General features: G+C 56.0%; 15 protein-coding genes. 9 read left to right on the plus strand and 6 right to left on the minus strand.

What is annotated here, in order from left to right:
• Window positions 1-20: 20 nt before the first annotated feature.
• From OZ656_RS07695 to OZ656_RS07705, 3 genes are all read left to right on the plus strand, one after another.
• Window positions 21-260: a hypothetical protein gene (locus tag OZ656_RS07695; RefSeq protein WP_278351296.1), complete on the plus strand. Its 240-nt coding sequence runs from the start codon at window positions 21-23 to the stop codon at window positions 258-260.
• Between the two features lie 4 nt (window positions 261-264).
• On the plus strand, window positions 265-735 hold the full coding sequence (locus OZ656_RS07700; RefSeq protein WP_278351297.1) for a nucleotidyltransferase family protein: 471 nt from the start codon (window positions 265-267) through the stop codon (window positions 733-735).
• A gap of 399 nt (window positions 736-1,134) precedes the next feature.
• On the plus strand, window positions 1,135-2,034 hold the full coding sequence (locus tag OZ656_RS07705; protein ID WP_278351298.1) for a hypothetical protein: 900 nt from the start codon (window positions 1,135-1,137) through the stop codon (window positions 2,032-2,034).
• Window positions 2,035-2,053: 19 nt separating this feature from the next.
• Here OZ656_RS07705 and OZ656_RS07710 read toward each other — a convergent pair whose 3' ends face one another.
• The gene (locus OZ656_RS07710; protein WP_278351299.1) at window positions 2,054-7,543 is read right to left on the minus strand and encodes a hypothetical protein; all 5,490 of its coding nucleotides are present in this window, start codon (window positions 7,541-7,543) and stop codon (window positions 2,054-2,056) included.
• Between the two features lie 256 nt (window positions 7,544-7,799).
• On the opposite strand from OZ656_RS07710, the gene sstT reads away from it, so the two are divergent.
• Complete coding sequence (gene sstT, locus OZ656_RS07715; protein ID WP_113878956.1) at window positions 7,800-9,026, plus strand: serine/threonine transporter SstT; 1,227 nt, start codon at window positions 7,800-7,802, stop codon at window positions 9,024-9,026.
• Window positions 9,023-9,532: a shikimate kinase gene (locus tag OZ656_RS07720; RefSeq protein WP_121206868.1), complete on the plus strand. Its 510-nt coding sequence runs from the start codon at window positions 9,023-9,025 to the stop codon at window positions 9,530-9,532. Before sstT ends, OZ656_RS07720 begins: the two co-directional genes overlap by 4 nt.
• A 13-nt stretch (window positions 9,533-9,545) precedes the next feature.
• Here the strand turns inward: OZ656_RS07720 and OZ656_RS07725 are convergent, their stop codons facing one another.
• Window positions 9,546-10,550 carry a hypothetical protein gene (locus tag OZ656_RS07725; RefSeq protein ID WP_113878958.1) on the minus strand — a complete coding sequence of 335 codons (1,005 nt, stop codon included), beginning with the start codon at window positions 10,548-10,550 and terminating at the stop codon, window positions 9,546-9,548.
• A gap of 247 nt (window positions 10,551-10,797) precedes the next feature.
• Between OZ656_RS07725 and OZ656_RS07730 the strand changes: the two genes are divergently transcribed.
• Together OZ656_RS07730 and OZ656_RS07735 are read left to right on the plus strand one after the other, a co-directional pair.
• Entirely contained in the window at window positions 10,798-12,504 is a 1,707-nt protein-coding gene (locus tag OZ656_RS07730; RefSeq protein WP_379945154.1) for an autotransporter assembly complex family protein, read from the plus strand.
• A complete protein-coding gene (locus OZ656_RS07735; RefSeq protein WP_278351301.1) occupies window positions 12,501-16,268 on the plus strand; it encodes a translocation/assembly module TamB domain-containing protein in 3,768 nt (1,255 codons plus the stop codon). Before OZ656_RS07730 ends, OZ656_RS07735 begins: the two co-directional genes overlap by 4 nt.
• A gap of 9 nt (window positions 16,269-16,277) precedes the next feature.
• Here the strand turns inward: OZ656_RS07735 and OZ656_RS07740 are convergent, their stop codons facing one another.
• The 3 genes from OZ656_RS07740 to OZ656_RS07750 are packed head-to-tail and all read right to left on the minus strand — an operon-like array spanning window position 16,278 to window position 18,704.
• The gene (locus tag OZ656_RS07740) at window positions 16,278-16,961 is read right to left on the minus strand and encodes an SIMPL domain-containing protein (protein ID WP_228198057.1); all 684 of its coding nucleotides are present in this window, start codon (window positions 16,959-16,961) and stop codon (window positions 16,278-16,280) included.
• Between the two features lie 11 nt (window positions 16,962-16,972).
• A complete protein-coding gene (locus tag OZ656_RS07745) occupies window positions 16,973-17,710 on the minus strand; it encodes a gamma-glutamyl-gamma-aminobutyrate hydrolase family protein (protein WP_011785483.1) in 738 nt (245 codons plus the stop codon).
• Window positions 17,703-18,704, minus strand: coding sequence for an amidoligase family protein (locus OZ656_RS07750; protein WP_278351302.1), 1,002 nt, complete (start codon window positions 18,702-18,704; stop codon window positions 17,703-17,705). Before OZ656_RS07750 ends, OZ656_RS07745 begins: the two co-directional genes overlap by 8 nt.
• 166 nt (window positions 18,705-18,870) lie before the next feature.
• Between OZ656_RS07750 and lexA the strand changes: the two genes are divergently transcribed.
• Entirely contained in the window at window positions 18,871-19,482 is a 612-nt protein-coding gene (gene lexA / locus OZ656_RS07755; protein ID WP_031210455.1) for a transcriptional repressor LexA, read from the plus strand.
• 39 nt (window positions 19,483-19,521) lie between these two features.
• The gene (locus OZ656_RS07760) at window positions 19,522-20,016 is read left to right on the plus strand and encodes a cell division inhibitor SulA (RefSeq protein WP_121206862.1); all 495 of its coding nucleotides are present in this window, start codon (window positions 19,522-19,524) and stop codon (window positions 20,014-20,016) included.
• A 7-nt stretch (window positions 20,017-20,023) separates the two neighbouring features.
• Here the strand turns inward: OZ656_RS07760 and OZ656_RS07765 are convergent, their stop codons facing one another.
• Window positions 20,024-20,284, minus strand: a complete 261-nt coding sequence (locus tag OZ656_RS07765; protein WP_121206861.1) for a hypothetical protein — start codon at window positions 20,282-20,284, stop codon at window positions 20,024-20,026.
• Between the last annotated feature and the right edge of the window lie 26 nt (window positions 20,285-20,310).

The raw sequence follows: 20,310 nt of genomic DNA on the forward strand, positions 1-20,310 counted from the left end.
TATTTGAACAAGGAGTTTGAATGACAGCGGAAGAACTGATTGAACATCTGAAATTATTGCCGCCGGAAACGCCTGTCCTGGTTGAGGGGTACGAAACCGGGTTCGATGATATTGTAGAGTTCACCTCAGAACAGGTTGTCCGGTACCGACATGCTCAGGAGTGGGATGGTGAATACCAACCACTCGACAGGTTCTCCAGCCAGGAAACCGGAGCGCTGCATGCCGCGGTAATCTGGGGACGTAGAGGCCATCGAAGGTAAGGCCATGAAGGATAAGAAATCTTACAGCTTGAGTGACCTGGTGGCCCAGTGTGACCCGAACGCGACGATGCCCGAGGCGCTGCAAGACTGGGAGCAGGCTGAGGCGGTTGGTCTGGAGCAGGTCGTTATGGGTGAGCAGGTTGATATTGGGGAGGCGGTCCTGCATTTTCGTGAAAAACTGGCCGGTCGTTTCGATATCGTTCAAATGATCCTGTTTGGCAGCCGAGCCCGTGGTGATTATCACGACGAAAGCGATGCCGATGTCGCGGTGATTTTGGCCGGGCAGCCAGGGAATTTCGTTGAGACCAAGATGGAGATGGCTGGTCTGGCGTTTGATGTGCTTTTGGATACTGGTGTGTTGATTCAGGCACTGCCAATCTGGGAGCGTGAACGGGCGAGCCCGAGGGACTACTCCAATCCAGAGTTACTCGAAAACCTTGCCATGGACGGCATTGTGCTTTGGCACGCGGGATAACTACGCTGGCTGTCAGGCATTGAAATCAGTGGAATGGAAACAATGAACTCACGGGCTCCTCCAGTCCGCTCAATCCCTTTTCCCAGTATCTGCTATTTTGTTCCCCTCCCCCCTCAATCTCCCCATCGGTTCCATCTGCCGACCAAAAGATTTGGTGACTTCTTACCATCTCGTTGTATTAGCCACGAAAAAAGACAGTTTGGCGACCAAAAGCATCAGTGATTAGAAATACACTTTCTCTGTTGTGGCCAAAAGTCCGGATACCTGGACAAGATGTAGGGTTACGGTAGCCGAAATGAAAAGCCGGATTTAACGTCTGTTGTAGTTCATGGGGAAGTTCTAGGTATACATCGTGAAGGTGCCGAATTCGACACCACCGCCGATCTGGAGCTCCTTCCCTTGAGTGCGATGATTCAAATTCAATGCTGGGGATCCATCATGCAGGAACTTCATTTGTTTGGAAGCACCATAACGTTTATCCGCCTTAAGAACAGCGCTTTTAGTCCGCTTTCAGATCACGTCTACACGATTAATCGGAAGCGCACCAAGAACCCTGCGCTCGATAATTTTCTGGGAGGAGTGCTTGGGTTATTCGAGGACTACGCCGAAACGTTTATTTTAGAGGACGAACTGATATTTACATCCCAGGACTGTCTGATAGAAGCCTGGGACGCGACAGACCCATTTTTCATCCTGCTCCTTGTAAAGTCGGCATCAGGGCACGTTGACGATGCCATGGTAGATGAGCTGCGCCAGGTCCTGCTGGAGTTTACCTCGTCGATTCTGGAATTCGGCGCAGATATCTTTTCAGCGCCTTCGACAATCCTTACCGCCGAGCAACGCACGTTTGTGAGGGAGGCAGCCACAGAGTACCGTCGGCAACATAAAAACCAGACAATCATCGCACCATTCGAATGCTCGTTTCCCGGTTCAGGTCTACAACCGCTTCCCATTCAGGGCAAAATCAAACCTGCACCGTCGGATGTCGTAGATTCAAGTGACGAGGTTTTTCTGGCGCTATCCGATGGAATCAAAGCGGATGATTTATCCATCTTTCTTCGGAAGCTCAACGACATGGGAAAACCCCAGACGGACCGCACAGATACATACACCGCTGAACAGGAAAAACAGCTGCGCATCGCCGCTGAAGCTTATCTTGCGCCCATCAAGGCCATCGAGGTTACCGTCTGCACGAGACAAGACCTCAAGGGCGTTGTCAGACGCTATGTGAAGGATATCCGCCCCATTACTGACGCGGAGATTCATACCAAAATCGCTAGCAATCAGTTGGCGCTGTAAAGCGCCGCTGATTGTCGTCTTAGGCGGCACTGATGGTGGCGCATTGCATTTGAATCAGAACACCGACAGCGAGGAATACGAGAGCAAGCTCATAAGAATTGCGCACAGTTCCAGTCTTAGATCGCGAGAGTATCAGGCCACCATAGTCGCTCACGCGAGCATTCGTGCCTCTATCCCTCATATACACCGGAAAGCCATCCAAGTTGGACCTGATTGAAGAATCCGGAAGCACATCGAAACCAGCCCCTCGCATTCCGGACATGATCTCTTCATTTCCATTTTTTGCAACAACTTTAAATTGACTACTCGGCACCTGAAAAAGCTCAAGCACGTGTTTTACCAATGCAAAATGCGACGCCTGGTACATAAGCAGCTGGCGATTCGGGCTCACAACGTAGCTAAGCTCATCCAGGTAATCGGCCGAGACGCCGCTCCAACCAAGGACCTCGTCCTCACTTAAAGACTCAGCGTGATGGATCATTCTGCTCCAGGCTTGATCCGAGACGGTCTCCAGCAGAGCATTAGGACAATCCGCACCCTTGAATTTTACGTTTTTGTCAGTGGGTGAGCTGAACCTCATGCGATTGTTTGCAAGGTTGATGACGGACTTTAACTGCGTCTGAACGTTAGGATGAATCTTCATGAGCTCTGCGGCCCGCTCGTAGCGCTGCCCCAACCCCACAAGCCGAAGCGTTCTCAAGAGGGCACCTAACGTAGGGGCCGGGTAATCCAGTGCAGCTACCATTTCCGGAGAGGCCGTTGCCGGTCTCGTTGGCAGATCGGAAATTTGAACAACGCCGGCTAACTTGCGGGCTCGCTGGTGGACTACCGGAGTCAACTGATCGATCCAATCTGTCACCAGGTGACAGTAATTTTTGAGCCCTGTACTCGGAAAGCGATGCCCCATCAAGCGGCCTGCAGCCATTGCGCTTCGACGTGAGACACCATCCGCTTCACCCAGTATCAAACGTTTCAAGGCTGGATAATCGAGGACGTCAGTTAGCTTATTCGACAGAGGGCTATCGAGGCCGAACAGCGCTGGAACAATCCGGTTGTAAAAACTGTGGCGACAGTGATGAAGAACCAGCGTGGGATTGCCCGTGACACTGCGAAGAATACGAATCAACGCCTCGGATATCCGCGGCGCAAGACTGGTGAGCACCGGAACCCCTTTGTCCGAGGTTTCACAGAGAATGGGCCGATTGGTTTCTGGCCAGGCAATCGTTTGATAGCGGGCCAGAACACCATCAATGAGATCTTGCTCGATCTCAGACAGCGTGAAAAGCAAAGGCACAGCACGACGACTGGGTTTGCTTTTCAATTTCCGGTACTGGTTATTTTGAACCAGGACCCAGTGGAACCGCTCATCTTCGCACCAATCTCTGCGCAATAGATTGATTGCCTCCTTGGCTCGCAAGCCAAAACGGTAGGTCAGGAGAAGAACAAATCCCAGCATCCTCTTATCATCGACCTCCAGACTACCGTCTTCCTGAATGACCTGTTGCGCAGCCTGGTACTCAGTTTCAGTAATCAGCCCAGGGCTCACCGACCGATAATCACTGGTGATATCCAGCTCATCCCACTCAGGCGAGGCCACGCCGTACCGTGAGGCCCAATTAAAAAAATCCTTGAGTCTTTTGCCGAACGCTCCGGTGTACCGGGATGTGAGAGTTTTGTACTCCAGCATGTCGGCGCACAGTTCCGTGATCTCATCGCTGTCGAGGCCCACCAAATCAACGTCATACAGCAAGCCCCGAACCGCCGGGGACAACAAGCTCCAATACGTCGTCAACGTATTCTTGGCGAAAGCATCGAACCGCTTTCGCCATTTCGCTTTTCCACGCCGAGCATGATCGGCAATCCATAGACCACTGAGAATCAAGCTCGGGCTGATCAAACCACGATAGTTCTCACAGATCGTTTGAATACTTTTATCGCACTCAAGGGCTTTGGACTGTCTCGGCTCATACTCATTCAAGGCAGCCGTGACGAGTTGAGTGAAGGTTTTTGCGTTTTCCTGGAGTCGCGTCTTATCGGTTTCCTGATCTCGTAAGCGCGCAGGAAGTCTTGATGGAAGTTCGGCAGCCTGATCCTCGTCACCTGGCAAATCGATAACGCGGTCATGAAGGATGCGGGCGAAATCCGACATCGAAGCACTGGTTGGTGGCGCGCGGTCACTCAACGCCGCCGCAACAATCCCAGGCATATCAGCCAGGTTGGATTGATTGATGACACCGCACAACCAGTCAACCAGTTCCAACATTGACGGATCAGGGTGACCTGAATGGTTGTCTTGATAGATCGCTAACAGACCCTTGAATTCGGTTATCTCCTTGGGCGCCGGCAGAGTGGCTCCGCACTTCTTACCCCACCCGTAGGCCAGCAAACTGGCGACCTTAAAACTGACCTCAAGCCTCTGTACCGGCGTCACGAAATCATCCGACGTGAGCGTTTCGCTGTACTCGAAGAAATACTGACGCTTGTGCTGTATCAGACGAAAATTATCCCCCTTGATCACATCGAGCAATAACTGCTGGTATCCGAGCCGCTTTTCCACCGACAACAGCACGGCTCCCAAGCAAAGGGCTCGGGATTTCGATAGCGCCGCCTTAAACGAGGATTTGTTGGTTAACTCAGCCCAGTGTTGCAAATGGCCATACACCGTCAGAGACGCTGCAATGTCTGGGTTTATCAACGATCGCTCATCGCTGACCTTGATGAGCCGTTTTTTCAGTATTTTCTGTCTTGCTGCGCCAGAGGCCAGCGCCCCATCCCGTACTTTCTGGTCGCCACCTTCGGGCTCAGTTTCAGTTATAGAATCGGTCTCTTGCTCGGGTTTTGTCATGAGCTTGGTAAAGACCCGAAAACGAACGCTGGCCTGCGGATGCGGCAAATGGTTTTCTCTCAACAGCATCCGAGTACTCAGCCGGACCAGTTCGTTATCACTGATTTCGTTGAGTGATCGCCCATTCAGGATCAGCTCAATATCTGCCCGCGCTTGTTGAATCGCGGCTTTGAGTTTTTTCTTTCGCTCACGGGCTCTGGCTCTCTGCCCAAACACCTCGGGCTCTCTATAGCTTCCTGGTGGGGTGTCGGCTAGAACCAGCAGGGGCGGCTCCGGGAGTGATGCTGGAAGCGCAAAGGGCAGTGAACGAAACACGTGTTCAATCACATCGCGGTAGTTCTTTGCGTCTTCTGCCCAACATCGGGCGGAATAATCACCGTAACTTGCAGCCCCCCGTTCCGCATGCCCCATCCACCCTTCGATGACTTCCGGGTCAACCCCTTCTTTCAATAACCGCTGGGCATACCTGTGGCGAAACAAATTATTGGGCAGCCCCCAGTCGAACAGCGAACAACTCAGGTCAGCGGCATCAGCCATGGAGTGCCAGCGAAGGTGGTCATCAAGAAGAAAGAACAACGGTATGCTTGGCATAGCCGTAGGCCCTTGGACCATGTCGGCTATTTGCTCCGCCAACTCTGGGCGGTGGGTACCGATAGCCTGACTCAAGTGGTTCAGATGACCAAGATAGAGCGCCAGCAACTCAATCGCAGCCTGCGGCAATGGAACCAAACGACCGTTATGGAGCCCTTCATCATTCTTGTCGTTGATGTAGACGCACTGGCGCGATAACGAGAAGTGATGAATCGATTCAAACGGATCCCTCAACGGGCGGGCGCCACTTGCAGCGTAAAGTGCCGTTACAACATACTGGCCCAGCACATTGTGATAGAAAACAAGCCCTCGTCCTCTTGCTTGCTCGAGCTTTTCCGTGGCTTGCTGAATTTCCTCGGACAGAACCGACTCAAGCGGGGCCAGAAGACTTCCCATTACATGAAGGGAATCTTGCTCGTTGGGCCCTTTCGTTACTTCTAGCTGTAAGCCTTTTTCGATCGCTTTAACGTCCCAAGTAGCATAGCTACAAGCTCCCGGAAGTGCGCTTCTCGGATGTGACGCCAACAACCTCGAAAAGCTGAAGTCGCCGCTTCGACCGAATAACTGCTGACCTTTGCATTGCGCCAACTTTGCGCTGGTGACCCGAGGAAAGTGCTTCTCAGCCTGGCCATTGAACCAGGTTTCCAGCTTGATCTCCGACAGCTTATTCCAGACCGCCCCCAGGGTGAGCTCCCCGCCAGACTCGTTGGCATCAATCACCCATTCCAGGGACTGCTTAACTTTTTCTGGAACGATGATGGCTAGATCGTCACGGAATGGCTCGACGAGATTCCTACTAACGTCATCAGGACGCCACGCACTGTGGCGTCTCGGCGATCGCCGCTTAAGAAACATGAAGTCTGGACTCAGGCTCCATTCATCGGTCATCTCGGTCCCAATTGGTATTCGCTCAACCAGCTGAAGTGATCGAGATAACTGTATGGCTGCCCAAACCAGAACACCGCCAAACCGGTCTCTCCTGTCCATCGTTTGCAATGTGCGCTCAACCCAGGACTCGACCAGCTGCACCTCTGGTGGCAAAAGGCGATCCCAGGTCCACGGCAGATAATGGGCCAGTTCCATTGTCTGCATGAACACACTTCCGGAGCTGAGAGTTTGCTGGGCCGCACTATCCGTTGGATCAACTTCAGTGACGTACGAAAAGGTTTCGCCCTCATCGTCATCAGAAACCGAGGGGATAACACTGTACGTCGAGTCTCCAGACTCGAACGGCAACTCATCAATCGGGGAGGGCTTGGATCTTAAATGAAGGGGAATCGCAGTGGTTTTTGCTGAAGTTCGCGATTCGATTTGGTGATACGAGCCGCTCGCGATGGAGAGTATCGCATTGAGAAATTCGTTATGGCTTTTCGGGCGAGATTTTACTTCCCTCATCACACCTGCCGCATTCTCCATTGCAGAGGTGAAGTTCTCAAAGGAATTTGGAGCGGAGCCGATCAGCTTCTTTGTTCTACTTAGTAACTCGTCAATCAATGCCCAACGACTGTCGAGCGAGTCGGCTTGTAAGAACCTGGCCGCACTGCTAACGGAGGTATCTGCAACACAACCAAAATCAATGAGCCGAATCGCTGCTTGACCAATGAGCCAGATACGCAAGCGCCGTCGATTACAAAAGACTTCTTCATCCGTGTTAGCGGCCAGCGGGTTAACAATCAAGCTCAACAAAAAAGTTCGGCTTGCGAGATCTTTGAACTGTCGCTTGTTCCTCTTAGCACCCCCGCCGTGCCCAATGCTGGGGTAGAGTTTGGTTAACCTTGAATCAGCAGCAAACTCGTCCGCGAATTTCTTAAGTTCGTGGACAACTGGGTTGAATGACCAGTCTGCGAGGATGGACTCGGATTCAGGGTGCCGCAACTCCTGCGCCAGGTTTTCAAAGCCAACCGTGAACTCGTCTAAGCCTAGGATGTGGAAACTCAGCTCGACCGGAAACTCCAGCCCTTGGTCTACCGCCCAATGACACAGGTCACCAAAGCGCTCTCCGAGCCTTAAGGTCATATTGTCCGCAACAGTCGCTGAAGATCTGTGCCAATCCTGCGCCACTTCTTTTGTCATTGATTGCTCTTAATGCCATGGCGAAATTATGAGTAATCATCTCTTATCATGTGGTTTTGTGCAACTTAAGGCAAAATAGCGACTATCTAGTAGTCGCCCCTGGTGTCCTACTCATAACCTCCCGCTACCAAAAAAGAAAAAGGCAGGTCAGTTACCTTCACTGATCTGCCTTTTTTGCTTTCTGGGCGGCAGATTATTCCCATGGCCATTATTGCCGGGTGATGCCCCTTTCTGACCAAGCAAAAGGAGCCCAAAGATGTCTTCCCGGCGACTTGGCGTTGTACGCCCCCTGCTGCAGATGGGGTTGATACCCCAGATTACCATCGGAATCATTGCCGGCGTTTTGCTGGCCGTGATTTGGCCTGATACTGCCCAATCGGTTTCTCTGCTTGGCCAACTGTTTATATCCGCCCTGAAAGCGGTTGCGCCTATCCTGGTGTTTGCGCTGGTGACGGCAGCCATTGCCAATCACCAGCAGGGACAGCCAACCCACATTCGTGGGGTGTTGCTGCTCTATGTGATCGGTACGCTGGTGGCGGCTGTGGTAGCGGTGATCGCCAGCTTTGTCTTCCCCACGGAACTCACTCTGGAGCTTCCGGAAGTCAGCGGCAACCCGCCTGGCGGGGTCGTCGAGATCCTGCGCAATCTTCTGCTGAGCGCGGTGACGAATCCGGTCAGCGCCCTGATGGAGGGGAACTTCATTGCTATTCTGGCCTGGGCCGTTGGTCTGGGATTAATGCTGCGCCAGGGCCGTGACGCCACCCGGCAAGTGGTGAACGACCTGTCCGATGCAATTTCCGGCATTGTCCGGGCCGTTATCCGGTTTGCGCCCCTGGGAATCTTCGGGCTGGTTGCCAATACCCTGGCCGATGCCGGCATCGGCGCGCTGCTGGAATACGGCCGCCTTCTGGCCGTCATTGTTGGCTGTATGCTGTTTGTGGCTCTGGTGACCAATCCGTTGATTGTCTTCCTCCACACCCGCCAGAATCCTTACCCCCTGGTATTCGCCTGTTTAAGGGGCAGTGCCATCACCGCCTTTTTTACCCGCAGTTCCGCTGCCAATATCCCGGTTAACCTTAACCTGTGTGACCGGCTGGGGCTGGACCCGGATACTTACGCTATTTCCATCCCGCTTGGTGCCACTATCAATATGGCCGGTGCCGCCATCACCATCTCCGTGATTACCCTGGCGGCTGCGAATACCCTGGGTATTCCGGTGGATTTCCCGACCGCACTGCTGCTTTGTGTGGTGTCGTCTATTGCGGCCTGCGGGGTTTCCGGCGTGGCTGGAGGTTCACTGCTGCTTATTCCGCTGGCGACCAGTCTGTTTGGTATCTCCACGGAAGTGGCCATGCAGGTGGTTGCCATTGGTTTTGTCATCAGCGTGGTTCAGGATTCCACCGAAACCGCATTGAACTCATCAACCGATGTTCTGTTCACCGCGGCGGCCTGTCGTTCGGCAGAGGCTCGTGAATCAGCATGACCACCGGGCGCAGAAATCTGGTGTTTATCGGCATGCCTGGCAGCGGCAAAAGCACCGTCGGGGTGTTGGTGGCAAAACGCCTGGGCCTGGGGTTTATCGATACCGATCTGCTGATACAGGAGCAGGCCGGGCGAACGCTGCAGGAGATCGTTGACCAGGACGGCTATCTGGCCCTGCGCCGGATTGAAGAGCAGGTACTGCTGGCTCTTGAGGTTGAAGGTCAGGTCATCAGCACCGGTGGTAGCGCGGTGTACAGTGAGGCCGCGATGACACACCTGAGGCAGAAGGGCACCGTAGTGTTTCTCGACATTTCTCTGGATGAGGTGCGCAGACGTATCGGCAATTACAGCCTCCGCGGTATCTCCCGTCGGCCCGACCAGTCGCTGGAAGCGTTATTTGAAGAGCGTTTCGCCCTTTATACCCGCTACGCGGACCTGGCCATCAAGGGCCAGGGGTTGAACCAGGAACAGGTCTGTCAGGCGGTCATCGATGGGTTGCCACAGTAACGAGCAATTCCTGTCAGGGCAGATTCTCGCGCCAGTGTTTGACCCGGACCTGGTCCTTGATGGCGTCGACCACCTCCAGTATCAGGTTGATTAGCGCTTCGTTTTCGGCCTCTTCCTGTTGTTGGCCAGGTTCGGGCAGGAACACGTTGACGATATCTTCAATAAACGCATGGTTAGAAGTGGAGGCCAGGTCTTCGAGAATCTGGTGAATCACATTGGCGACAATGTCACCCACCGCATTCTCCAGTGTGTCCTGGATGGTTGGCCCCACCACAGGCAGGTATTTCAACCGGGACAGCTCAAGATTCTGCTTCAAGGCCTGGTCCACCCGGTTTTCCAGGTAGGCCCTCAATGCGCCGCGATTTGGTACGTAACCCTCCTTGGCTGCCACTGCCACCCGCTCTGAAATCCAGTCTGACAGCATTTCCCGCCGCGGATAAAGAATATCCTGCTGGATACGCTCAAACAGAGGCGAGCCCCGTCGAACTTCTTCCTGAACACCGCTGAGTACTTTCAGGACAATCCGGTCAGACAACTCCTCCATGAAAGCTTCGTAGTAGAAATTAACGAACCGGAACAGCCGGGTGTTGGTGAAATCGATGATCTTGTACTGATGCAGCCGGTAGATAATAGAGATCACCCTCAGGATTCTCAGAAACCGGAGGCTGCCAACCGGAATGCAGCCCACCAGATCGTACCAGTGGATGAACGGATAGAAGTACCAGCGGTCATAGACTTTTGCCCTGATTGAATAACCCCAGCGCAGTACAAATTCGCTCAGGAAAATGGCCACGAAGATCAGGTCGTAGAAGATGAAGCGTTCATGAATGGGGTGGTAGGCAGATTGCAGTGCCGGCGCGTAGTCTTTTAGGAGATTCTGCACAGCCACAAAGTTGTAGATGGAATCCCAGATGATGAACGAAAGGTTGATGATCAACAGGCCAAGCATCAGAAAGTCGATCAGGAACCAGATCAACTGATGACTGGATTTCAGGTTTTCGCGGTTTACATGAAGCATCCGTAGGACCTGTCTATGACTCTATAAGTGTCTGACAGGTTAGCCTATTTCTGGATCAGGTACGAGGCTGACGGTGGCAACGGCGATGGCGTTATGCTGCTAATCTTAATACGGCGGGCATGGATAGCGCCCCGGTCTTGCGGGTAAACTCTCGCCCCTGTGACAGGGAATACTCACTTTATCTGGTCAGGGCAGCCATCCTTTGATGCGGTTATTCGGCACTCACATTCAAACAGCGATCAGGCCGATGATATGGCTGCTGTTATGGCAGGCGAGTTCAGGATTGGCCAACCAGGTACGGGTGGAGGTCGAGGGGGATTACGACCAATTGCAGGAGAACGCGGAAATCCTGCTGGGCGAGGTTGAGGACAGAACCGCCGACGGTCTGCGCCGCTATGCCTCCAGCGCCGTCTCCCAGGTGGAAGAAGCGGTCCGGGCCCTCGGATACTACAATCCGACCATACGCTGGCAAGTGAATGAACAGGATGAAGCGCCAGCGGAGCTGGTGCTGACCATCGTTCCCGGCGAGCCCGTGCGCGTGCGATCCCGGCAGGTGGATATCCAGGGGCCCGGGGCCGACGATCCGGACCTGGTGCAAAGCCTCCCGGAGCGTCCCCGGGAAGGTGATATTCTGAATCATGGTGAATATGACGGTTTGCGGCAGGCGATCCAGAACCGGGCAGGGCGCCTGGGCTACTTTGACGGCGAGTATGAGACCCGAAAGCTGAAGGTCGACCCGGACGCCAACGCCGCGGATATCCTGCTTACCTATCGCACCGGTGAACGCTACCAACTGGGTGAAGTCACCTTTCTGGAAGGCCATGGTTTTGATGAGCAGTTGCTGCGGCAATTTGTAACCACAGAGCCGGGCGAGCCGTTTCATGCCGATAAGGTGGCCCGGTTGAACCGGGATCTCTCCAACAGCGGCTATTTTTCTGGCGTCGACATTGATGCCTCTCCTTCCCAGGCAGAGGATCGTGTTATTCCAGTGACAATCGGTCTCACTCCCAGGCCTCCCAGATCGGTGTCTGCGGGCGTCGGGTTCTCGACCGATGTGGGGCCGCGTTTCCGCGGCAACTGGCGTGAGCACTATATTAACTCCATGGGGCACAAGAGAGGGGCAGATACCGAGCTCTCTGAACTGCGCCAGAGTGTCAGTGGTTGGTACGAACTGCCTCTTGACCCGCCCATGACCGATTCCATCCGCCTGGGCACCGGGTATCAGCGGGAACATGTGGAAGACGTTGAGTCCGAACGCCTGACCTTCGGTCAGCAATGGAACCATCAATTGGACAACGGTTGGATGCAGGTGTTGTCGATGCGCTGGGAAGGCGAGCGCTTTCGCATTGGTGACGGTGAGCGAGGGACCTCCAGCCTGCTTCTGCCGGGTGTGAGCTATTCGAAGCTGCAGGCGGATTCGCCACTGGATCCGTCCCGGGGATTTCGTTTACAGCTGGATGTCACCGGGGCCCACCGGGCGGTGCTTTCAGATGCGGATATTCTGCATGTCAATCTGCTTGCCAAGGGTCTGTATACCCTGGCCGACAACCATCGTTTTCTTGCCCGGTTCAACTTTGGCGGTGTAGCCACCAACAATTTTTCCGATGTGCCGCCCTCTCTGCGGTTCTTTGCCGGCGGTGACCAGAGCGTACGAGGGTATGGTTATGAGACGCTTTCACCGGAGAACAGCGATGGTGTGGCCGTTGGCGGTCGATATCTCATTGTGGGGAGTGCTGAGTACCAGTATGAGTTTGCCAGGAACTGGCGTGTGGCTGCCTTTGTGGATGAGGGTAATGCCGTGAACGATGTCTTTGATCCGCTGGCGACCGGTGTTGGGGTGGGGATTCGTTGGGTCAGCCCCGTGGGGCCGCTTCGCCTGGATGTTGCCAGGGGGTTGAATGAGGAGCTTGGCGGTGGCTGGCGGATTCACTTTTCCATGGGGCCGGAACTGTGACCGAGGCGCAATCCAGAAATACACAGGCCCCGGATGCCGAACCGGAAACCCGAAAATCCCGGCATTGGTGGTTCTGGCCGCTGGTGATTGTCCTGGTACTGCTGCTGGTGCCCCTGTTGCTGGTGGTTGCAGTTCTGCTGGCCCTGCGCAGTGAGACGGGAACCGCCTGGGTCATTGAACAGGTACCAGGCCTGCGGACGGAAGCTGCCGAGGGCTCGATGCTGGGGCAGTGGCGGGCCGATGGCCTGGTCTGGCAGGGCTATGGTGTTGGCGTTCAGGTGAGCGAACCGGAAATTGACTGGTCACCGTCGTGCCTTCTTGAGCTGACGGTATGTCTGGACACGCTCAAGGCGGCCAGTATCGCGGTTACTGTGCAAGAAACCCCCGGCCAGGCTGATCAGCCACGAGGTGATATCCGGTTGCCTTCCGTCAATCTGCCCCTGGGTGTGAATATCCGTGAAGTCCGGCTCGGGGCACTAACGGTAAATGACAACCTGGTCTGGAATCGGGTCGAGCTGGATTCCCGGGCGTCGGGTGCCACCCTGAACATTGACCACCTTCTGTATGAACGCGGTGATATTCTGGTGACCGCCGATGGCCGAGCCGAGATGCGTCGGGACTGGCCATTGAATCTTTCAGTCAACGTTACCTTGCCACCACCGAGCGGAGACGACTGGCAGATTGCCCTGGATCTGTCCGGCAGCGCCCGGGATCTTCGTGTGGCAGGCGCCAGCAGAGGCTACCTCGATGCCCGCCTTGAGGGGGAGATGGATCCGCTTGATGCCGATTTGCCGGCTACCCTGAAGCTTCAGTCGCCGGAATTTCGGCCGCACAGCGCCGTGCCTGAAACCCTGACGCTGGACCAATGGCGGCTGGAACTCGATGGTAGCCTGGCTCGGGGCTTCGATACCCGAACCCGGGCGATGCTCCCGGCGTCCACCGGGCCAGTGGAGGCGTCAGTTCAGGGCCTGGTGACCCTCCAAGGTGCTTCCGGCGTCGAGGTTACGATGATCGCGCGGGATCGGGAGGGCAATTCCGATGGCCGCTTCGGTGCGAACGGCAAGGTATCCTGGCGTGACGGTATTGATGCCAGCGCAGACATAACCCTGGAGGAGTTTCCCTGGTACGGCCTGATTCCGGGCCTGGAGCCGCCACCGGTTGTGCTGAAACGTCTGGATGGCCAGGTTCAGTATGGTAATGGTCGTTATCAGGCAGCGCTGGATGCTTCAGTGGCGGGGCCCCTGGGTGAAGCCGAACTGACATCCCGGCTGATAGGGGATCTGCAATCGGTGAGCCTTAGCCAGCTGGACATGACCACCGGTGCCGGCGCGCTTTCCGGACAGGCAGAACTGGTGTTTTCCGGGCCGCTGAGCTGGGAGGCGCAGTTTGAGCTCGATCGATTCAATCCGGGCTTTTGGGTGCCGCAACTGGAAGCGCGTTTGAATGGAACGGCGGCTACCCGAGGCCAGTTGCGGGAGGGGGCGCTGCCCGAATTATTCGCAGATCTGGATCTCAGCGGCCAATGGCGGCAGCAGCCGGCACAGGCAAAAGGAACCTTGTCCACCCAGGGGCGAGACTGGGTTGTGCAAAACTTCAACCTGTCCGTCGGGGATAACCGGCTTGAGGGCAGTGGACGGTATGGCGAATCTCTGGCGGGCGACCTGCGCTTTGATCTTGCCGCACCGCAACAACTGTTGGCTGGTCTGGGTGGGGAGGCTGCCGGACGGCTTCGGCTGTCTGGCTCGCCGGAAGCTCCGGAAGCTGAGCTCTCACTGACGGCGGGCAATCTGGCCTGGCAGGATCAATTCCTGGTTACCGAGGCGCAGCTTGAGGCGGGACTTGATAGTGACGGGGTGCTGGACCTTGATCTGTCGGGCACTGAGCTGCGTCTCGCTGGCCAGGAACTCGACAAGGTTGTAGCGTCCCTCAGCGGCACCCGGGAGCGCCACACCCTGGCTTTGCAAGTCGATCATCCTGAAGCTTCGGTTGAGCTGGAATTCGCGGGCGGGCTGGGAGAGAAACTACCGGATTGGCGCGGACAGCTGACCCGGGGCCTGATTTCCGTACCAGAGCCAGGGCAGATCTGGCAGCTGGATACGAGAGCGGATCTCACCTACGTGGCCGGGGCTCTTGAACTTGGCAGTCACTGCTGGCGCTGGCAGCAAAGCTCGGTCTGTGCGGCTGACCAGAGACTGTGGCCAGACTCCCGCATTGCTTATGAAGTGCGAGGTTTCCCGGCCAGTGCTTTGGAACCGTTGTTTCCAGAGACTTTTCGGTGGCAATCGACTATAGACGCCGACATTGCCGTAACTCTCACGGATGCGGGTCCTGATGGCACTATCCGGATTGATGCCGGCGCCGGCGAGTTCGGGGTTCTGGTGCTGGACGACTGGCAGCCCATCACTCATGACCAGCTAGTGGTTGAGGCTAATCTTAAACCGGATGAGGCCAATGTCAGCCTGGATTTCAGCGGCCCGGAACTTGGCCAGTTTGACCTGGATCTTGCTGTGGATCCTCTGGCCAGTGACCGCACGGTTGATGGTGAATTCCGGCTCCAGGCCCTTAATCTTGCCTTCCTCTCGGCATTTACCGGTATTGAAGACATTCAGGGGCGGGTTAATGGCAGTGGTCGTTTGAACGGTCCCTTGATGAAGCCTGACGTCACCGGCGAGCTGGTGCTTAGTGAAGGGCGAGTGTTTGATCCTGGCCTTCCCCTGCCACTGGAGGAATTGCTTGTAGTGCTTGAGTTCCGGGGGCAGTCGGCCGATATCAGCGGGCGCTGGAAAAGCAATGATCGCAGTAAGGGCCAGGTCTCCGGGAGCTTGGAGTGGGGACAGTCGCCGCAAGTCGCGATCAACCTGAAAGGCGAACGGCTGCCGGTGACGCTGGAACCTTATGCCCGGTTGGAGGTGGCGCCGGATCTGGATATTGCCTTCAAATCTGGAGAGCTGTCGGTCTCCGGCCGCGTTGAGGTGCCCAGAGGCGAAATCGAAGTCCAGAGCGTCCCCCCATCGGCGGTATCGGTTTCCGAGGATGAAGTCATCGTGGGTGTCGAACGGGAAGAACCTGCCATTCGGTCGATGCTGATGGATGTGACTGTGGTGGTCGGTGAGGATGAGGTGTCGTTTGCCGCGTTTGGTGTCACCGGCAACCTCGAAGGCACGTTGCGCATTGGCAACAAAATGGATACGCGGGGTGCGCTGCAGTTAGTGAATGGTCGCTATGAAGCCTTTGGCCAGGAACTGGACCTGCGCCGGGCACGGATTCTCTTTGTAGGTGCGCTGAACCGACCGTATTTGGACATTGAGGCAGTCCGTGAAGTTGATACGGTGGTCGCCGGGATCCGGTTGTCCGGCCCGGTGGATGAGCCGGAAACGGAAGTGTTCTCGGAACCGTCGATGCCGCAGAGTGATGCCTTGTCGTACGTTATTCTTGGCCGTCCGCCCCGGGGCCAGGGGGATGAGGGGCAGATGAGCCGGGCTGCGTTGTCACTGGGTCTTACCCAGGCCAGCAAGATCACACAAGGTATTGGAAACGAGCTGGGTATCCGTAACCTGACATTGGAGGCGGAGGGTTCAGGGGAGCAGGCCTCCGTGGTGGCGAGCGGCTATATCACAGACGAACTAAGCCTCCGTTATGGTGTTGGCATATTTGAACCCATTACCACGGTAGCCCTGCGCTACGATTTGGGCCGCTACTTCTATCTGGAGGCCGCCAGTGGTCTGGCGGCCTCACTGGATATTTTCTATACACGGAACTTCTGAGTGGCCAGGTCAGTCCAGCTCGAAGGTGGCGCTGACGGTGGCCTGGATTTCCCTGGGGCCCACGCTTGAAACGGCGTCACCGACCATTTTCGATTCCGCTTGCATCATCGGTACCGGACGATGGCCGCCGTTCACATTCAGACTGACCACTTCGCCACAACGTTGCTCGAGTTGCTTGGCGACAAACTCGCAGCGGCTTCTGGCATCGGCGATGGCCCTTGCCAGAGCCTCGCGTTCCAGCCCCTGCTCGTCTGAGTGGAAAAACTGGTGGCTGCCAAGATGATATTGCAGCCCCAGCTTGTTGGCTTCACCAATCAACGGATTCAGCAGATCCAGATCGTTGATCGAGAAGCTGACGGTCTGGCTTGCCACCGATACTCGCTTGGGATCCTGGCCTTGTTCCCGTACAGGAAGCATGCGAGTGTAAACACTGAGATCGGCATCAGAATAGTCGTCCAGCTCATTACGATAGGCCGCAATGGCCTGGCGCCATTCGTCCATGGTGTCGGACACCTGTTCAGAGGCCTTGGCGGCATCCGGGTGCTCGGCCGTGACTGAGAACTGCAGTCTGGCGCTGTCTGGTTCGTAACGAACAATACCTTCGCCATTCAGGCTCACTTCTCCGGCACTGGCTGCCGCGGGTATCACGGTGACGGCGGCGGCGAGCGCAAGTGGCAGTCGACGTTTGATCATGGTCATTCTCCTTATGAGTGGAACTCCGGGCCTTCCCGGTTATCCAGTCGTTCCAGTTTCCGGGCCCGGGCGGCGTGCACAAAGTGGCTGAAGATGCGACGGTGCCCGGTGTGGTAAAGCAGGTATTCGGGGTGCCATTGCACTCCCATCAACCATTGTCGGCCGGTGTTTTCGATGGCCTGCACAAACAGGTCGTTGTCCACGGCCGTCACTCTGAGATTCTGTCCAAGGCGCTTGATGGCCTGGCTGTGAATGCGGTTGGCGCCAATCACGTGGCTGTACATCAGGCCTCCCAGACGGCTGTCCCGGACCAGGCGAACCGTTTGGAGGGGTAATAACAAAGGTCGATGTCGGGTATGTACCCGCAACGGGGTAACGTTCTGGCACAGGGACCCGCCGTGAAAGACGTTGATAAACTGTGCACCGCGGCAGATACCCAGCACCGGAATGTTAATCGCCTCCGCCTGGCGGAGAAGCTCGGTGTCGGTAGCATCCCGTTTCAGGTCATACCTGGCCGTCACCTGGGGTTGTTGACCATAGCGGCCCGGATGCACGTGGGTGCCGCCCGAGAGTACCAGCCCGTCCAGTAGTTCGACGTTGGTTCGGTCGCCCGGGCGGATGTAGTGTGTTCTGGCGCCATGCAGGCGCAGGCCCAGGCTGATCAGCCGATGGGCCATACTTCGCCGGGCCGGGCCACTGATGCCGATGGTGAGGCCGGGGATGTCCGTTTCGCTTTCCCAGTCAGACATAACCGTGCTGATGCAGCCATTCATCGGTGGTCTCACGCCAGGAGCGGGTGAGATTGCGGAAGCTGAACTTCCGGGAGTCGTGGAATTCGCCCCGCAGGGCATCAAGATCCTGACGGTTGTTGGCAAGCTGCTCCAGCACTACCCAATCGTTCCAGACTGTGGAGAAGTGCCAATTGGGATTGTCGATATCACAATCCGGCAGCCGGTAGTGCAGAGTAGGACGACTTTTGATCCTGGGGTCCTGAACGTATTCGGACAACAGCGATTCGTTCAGATGAGCGAACAGTGGCAGAAGATCCAATGCCTTGTTCCGGGTAGGGTTGTAGTGCAGATAGTCCCTCATCAGTGTGTCCAGGTCAGGACGGTAATCGTCCGCCATCAGCTTGTCTGTGTAGCGGCTGCTCCAGGGCTCGATGTAGGTGGTGAACTTCCGGCTGATATCCAGCTGATGCCGGGACTTGAGCCAGTCATACAGCAGTGCGAACGCCTGCAGGTAACGAACCAGGGTATCGGGCTCGAGGTCGGGCAGTTCCGGGTTGAGCTGAAGCCCGAACGCAAAGTAAATGGCCTCCCGGCTGCCTTCTGCACCCAGGCCTCGAAGCTCGTCTACCAGATTCTCAATCATGTCCAGAGCCGACATTGCCAGCGGCGGCCCTACTATCTCCAGAGGGACAATTTTTTCAGCGGCAAAATCAATGACATCCATGGCGTGGTTGCCGAGCTCCCGAATGGATTCCGGGAGCCGTTCATCGGCGAGGTCCAGATCTTTGATGGGATCAGAGTCCAGTTCGATGGTGAAAACCCCGGCATCGGTGTCCAGTCGGGTGACATAACGGGATGTCAGCTCCGGCTCACCCCCAAGTAGGCGGGCAGCGTGCGCGACCAGGGCCTCGTAGGTCAGGCCGGACAGTTCAATCTCAACCCCGACTTTTCGTTCCTGGCCGTCCCGATTTGTCTTGCGTTCCGGCATCTTGCAGCGATCGTTTGCGGTCATGGTTGGTTATGGCTTCCCTGTGTCTGGTTTCCGTCACCATAACATACAGGCTGGTGCTCGCCTGTTACAGGAAGGAAACGAAACGGAGGGGGCTTTACACTGGATAAAACACTGTATATAGTCAGTTCACTGTATAAAAAAACAGGATCGAAATTCCGGAGCCCGACTGATGAAACTGACTGCAAGACAATCCCAGGTGCTGGACATTATCCGACGTTACGTGGATGAAACCGGCTACCCGCCCACCAGGGCTGAAATTGCCGCAGAGCTGGGATTCCGTTCCGCCAACGCGGCGGAAGAACATCTGAGGGCTCTGGCAAGGAAAGGCGCCATCGAGATGGTCCCGGGAGCCAGCCGGGGCATTCGCCTGCCGGAGGCCGAAGAAGATCTGGGCCTCCCTGTCATCGGGCAGGTTGCCGCCGGTAGCCCGATTCTGGCGCAGGAACATATTGAAGATCACTGCACGCTGCAGCCGGGCTTCTTCTCTCCTTCAGCAGATTACCTTTTGCGGGTACGGGGGATGAGCATGAAAGACATCGGGATTCTGGATGGTGATTTACTGGCGGTGCACAGTACCCAGGATGTCCATAACGGTCAGATCGTTGTCGCTCGTGTCGGAGAGGAGGTCACCGTCAAGCGTTTCCGCAGGGAAGGCAACAAGGTCTGGCTGATTGCAGAGAATGAGGAGTTTGCTCCGATTGAGGTCGATCTTGCGGAGCAGGAATTGTTTATTGAAGGTCTCGGCGTAGGCGTTATCCGCCGCTCCGATCTTCACTGAGTACCGTATTCGGCAGCGCATGGCGCAGGTAGGTGAGTAATGGAACAGTTGAGCTTCACTCAGAACATGGCATTTCAGCCGGCAGCTGTTGTTGCGGCTGGTGCGGTTTCCTCTGGCCAAAGGGCACCGGCGGCCAGGGTAGCAGCGTCCGGTTCGGAGCGACGTTCAGCGTCTGGCTTCGGTGGCAATGTTACCGAGATTATTCTTCCGGAGGAGCAGGTGGAGAATTTCCAGTTGCTGCTGCCAATGCTCACACAACTCAACCAGGAGAAACGTTGGCTGGCGTGGATTGATCCTCCCCAGTCCCTGGTGGCCAAGTGGCAGAAAATGCACGGCATTGTGGCCAGTGAGATTCTGGTGTTGCGGTCAACGACAGAATTCCCGGCTCAAGAGCTGGCTGAGCGGGCGCTGGGCGCAGGCACCTGCCATGCCGTTGTGCTCTGGACTCACAAGCTGGGCCGTGCGGCGCTGGAAGCGTTGCAAAAGGCATCTGCCAAGGGTAATAGCCACGGTGTGGTGTTGCGCCAGAGATAACGGGTGCTCAATGCAAGGTGTAGTGGGGCTGATTGTCGGCGAACTCGCTTTCGTCCTCTTCCCAGTCAATGTCGTGGCTGATGTTGCCAGCGGCCTCGATGCCAGCGGCAATCATCGCCTTGGCGACGTTCATGTCCCGGTCTTCCAGCATTTCTCTGGCCTCATCAGAGAATGAGATGCGCACAAGTGGAGCTGCGTCGTCATCAATCCGGCGAAGCGCGTAGTCGCCGTCGGCGAGTTGTACAATTTCAAAAAACGAAGGTGACATTCATTCAACCTATATCTGCTGTCAGC

Source organism: Marinobacter sp. LM1 (genome assembly GCF_042763285.1).
GTDB classification, from domain to species: Bacteria; Pseudomonadota; Gammaproteobacteria; order Pseudomonadales; family Oleiphilaceae; genus Marinobacter; species Marinobacter nauticus.

Excerpts from the sequence above, each read along its gene's own strand:
- OZ656_RS07695 (WP_278351296.1), top strand. The coding sequence starts at position 21 with ATGACAGCGGAAGAACTGATTGAACATCTGAAATTATTGCCGCCGGAA.
- OZ656_RS07700 (WP_278351297.1), top strand. The coding sequence starts at position 265 with ATGAAGGATAAGAAATCTTACAGCTTGAGTGACCTGGTGGCCCAGTGT.
- OZ656_RS07710 (WP_278351299.1), bottom strand. The coding sequence starts at position 7,543 with ATGACAAAAGAAGTGGCGCAGGATTGGCACAGATCTTCAGCGACTGTT.
- sstT (WP_113878956.1), top strand. The coding sequence starts at position 7,800 with ATGTCTTCCCGGCGACTTGGCGTTGTACGCCCCCTGCTGCAGATGGGG.
- OZ656_RS07720 (WP_121206868.1), top strand. The coding sequence starts at position 9,023 with ATGACCACCGGGCGCAGAAATCTGGTGTTTATCGGCATGCCTGGCAGC.
- OZ656_RS07725 (WP_113878958.1), bottom strand. The coding sequence starts at position 10,550 with ATGCTTCATGTAAACCGCGAAAACCTGAAATCCAGTCATCAGTTGATC.
- OZ656_RS07730 (WP_379945154.1), top strand. The coding sequence starts at position 10,798 with ATGATATGGCTGCTGTTATGGCAGGCGAGTTCAGGATTGGCCAACCAG.
- OZ656_RS07740 (WP_228198057.1), bottom strand. The coding sequence starts at position 16,961 with ATGATCAAACGTCGACTGCCACTTGCGCTCGCCGCCGCCGTCACCGTG.
- OZ656_RS07745 (WP_011785483.1), bottom strand. The coding sequence starts at position 17,710 with ATGTCTGACTGGGAAAGCGAAACGGACATCCCCGGCCTCACCATCGGC.
- OZ656_RS07750 (WP_278351302.1), bottom strand. The coding sequence starts at position 18,704 with ATGACCGCAAACGATCGCTGCAAGATGCCGGAACGCAAGACAAATCGG.
- OZ656_RS07760 (WP_121206862.1), top strand. The coding sequence starts at position 19,522 with ATGGAACAGTTGAGCTTCACTCAGAACATGGCATTTCAGCCGGCAGCT.
- OZ656_RS07765 (WP_121206861.1), bottom strand. The coding sequence starts at position 20,284 with ATGTCACCTTCGTTTTTTGAAATTGTACAACTCGCCGACGGCGACTAC.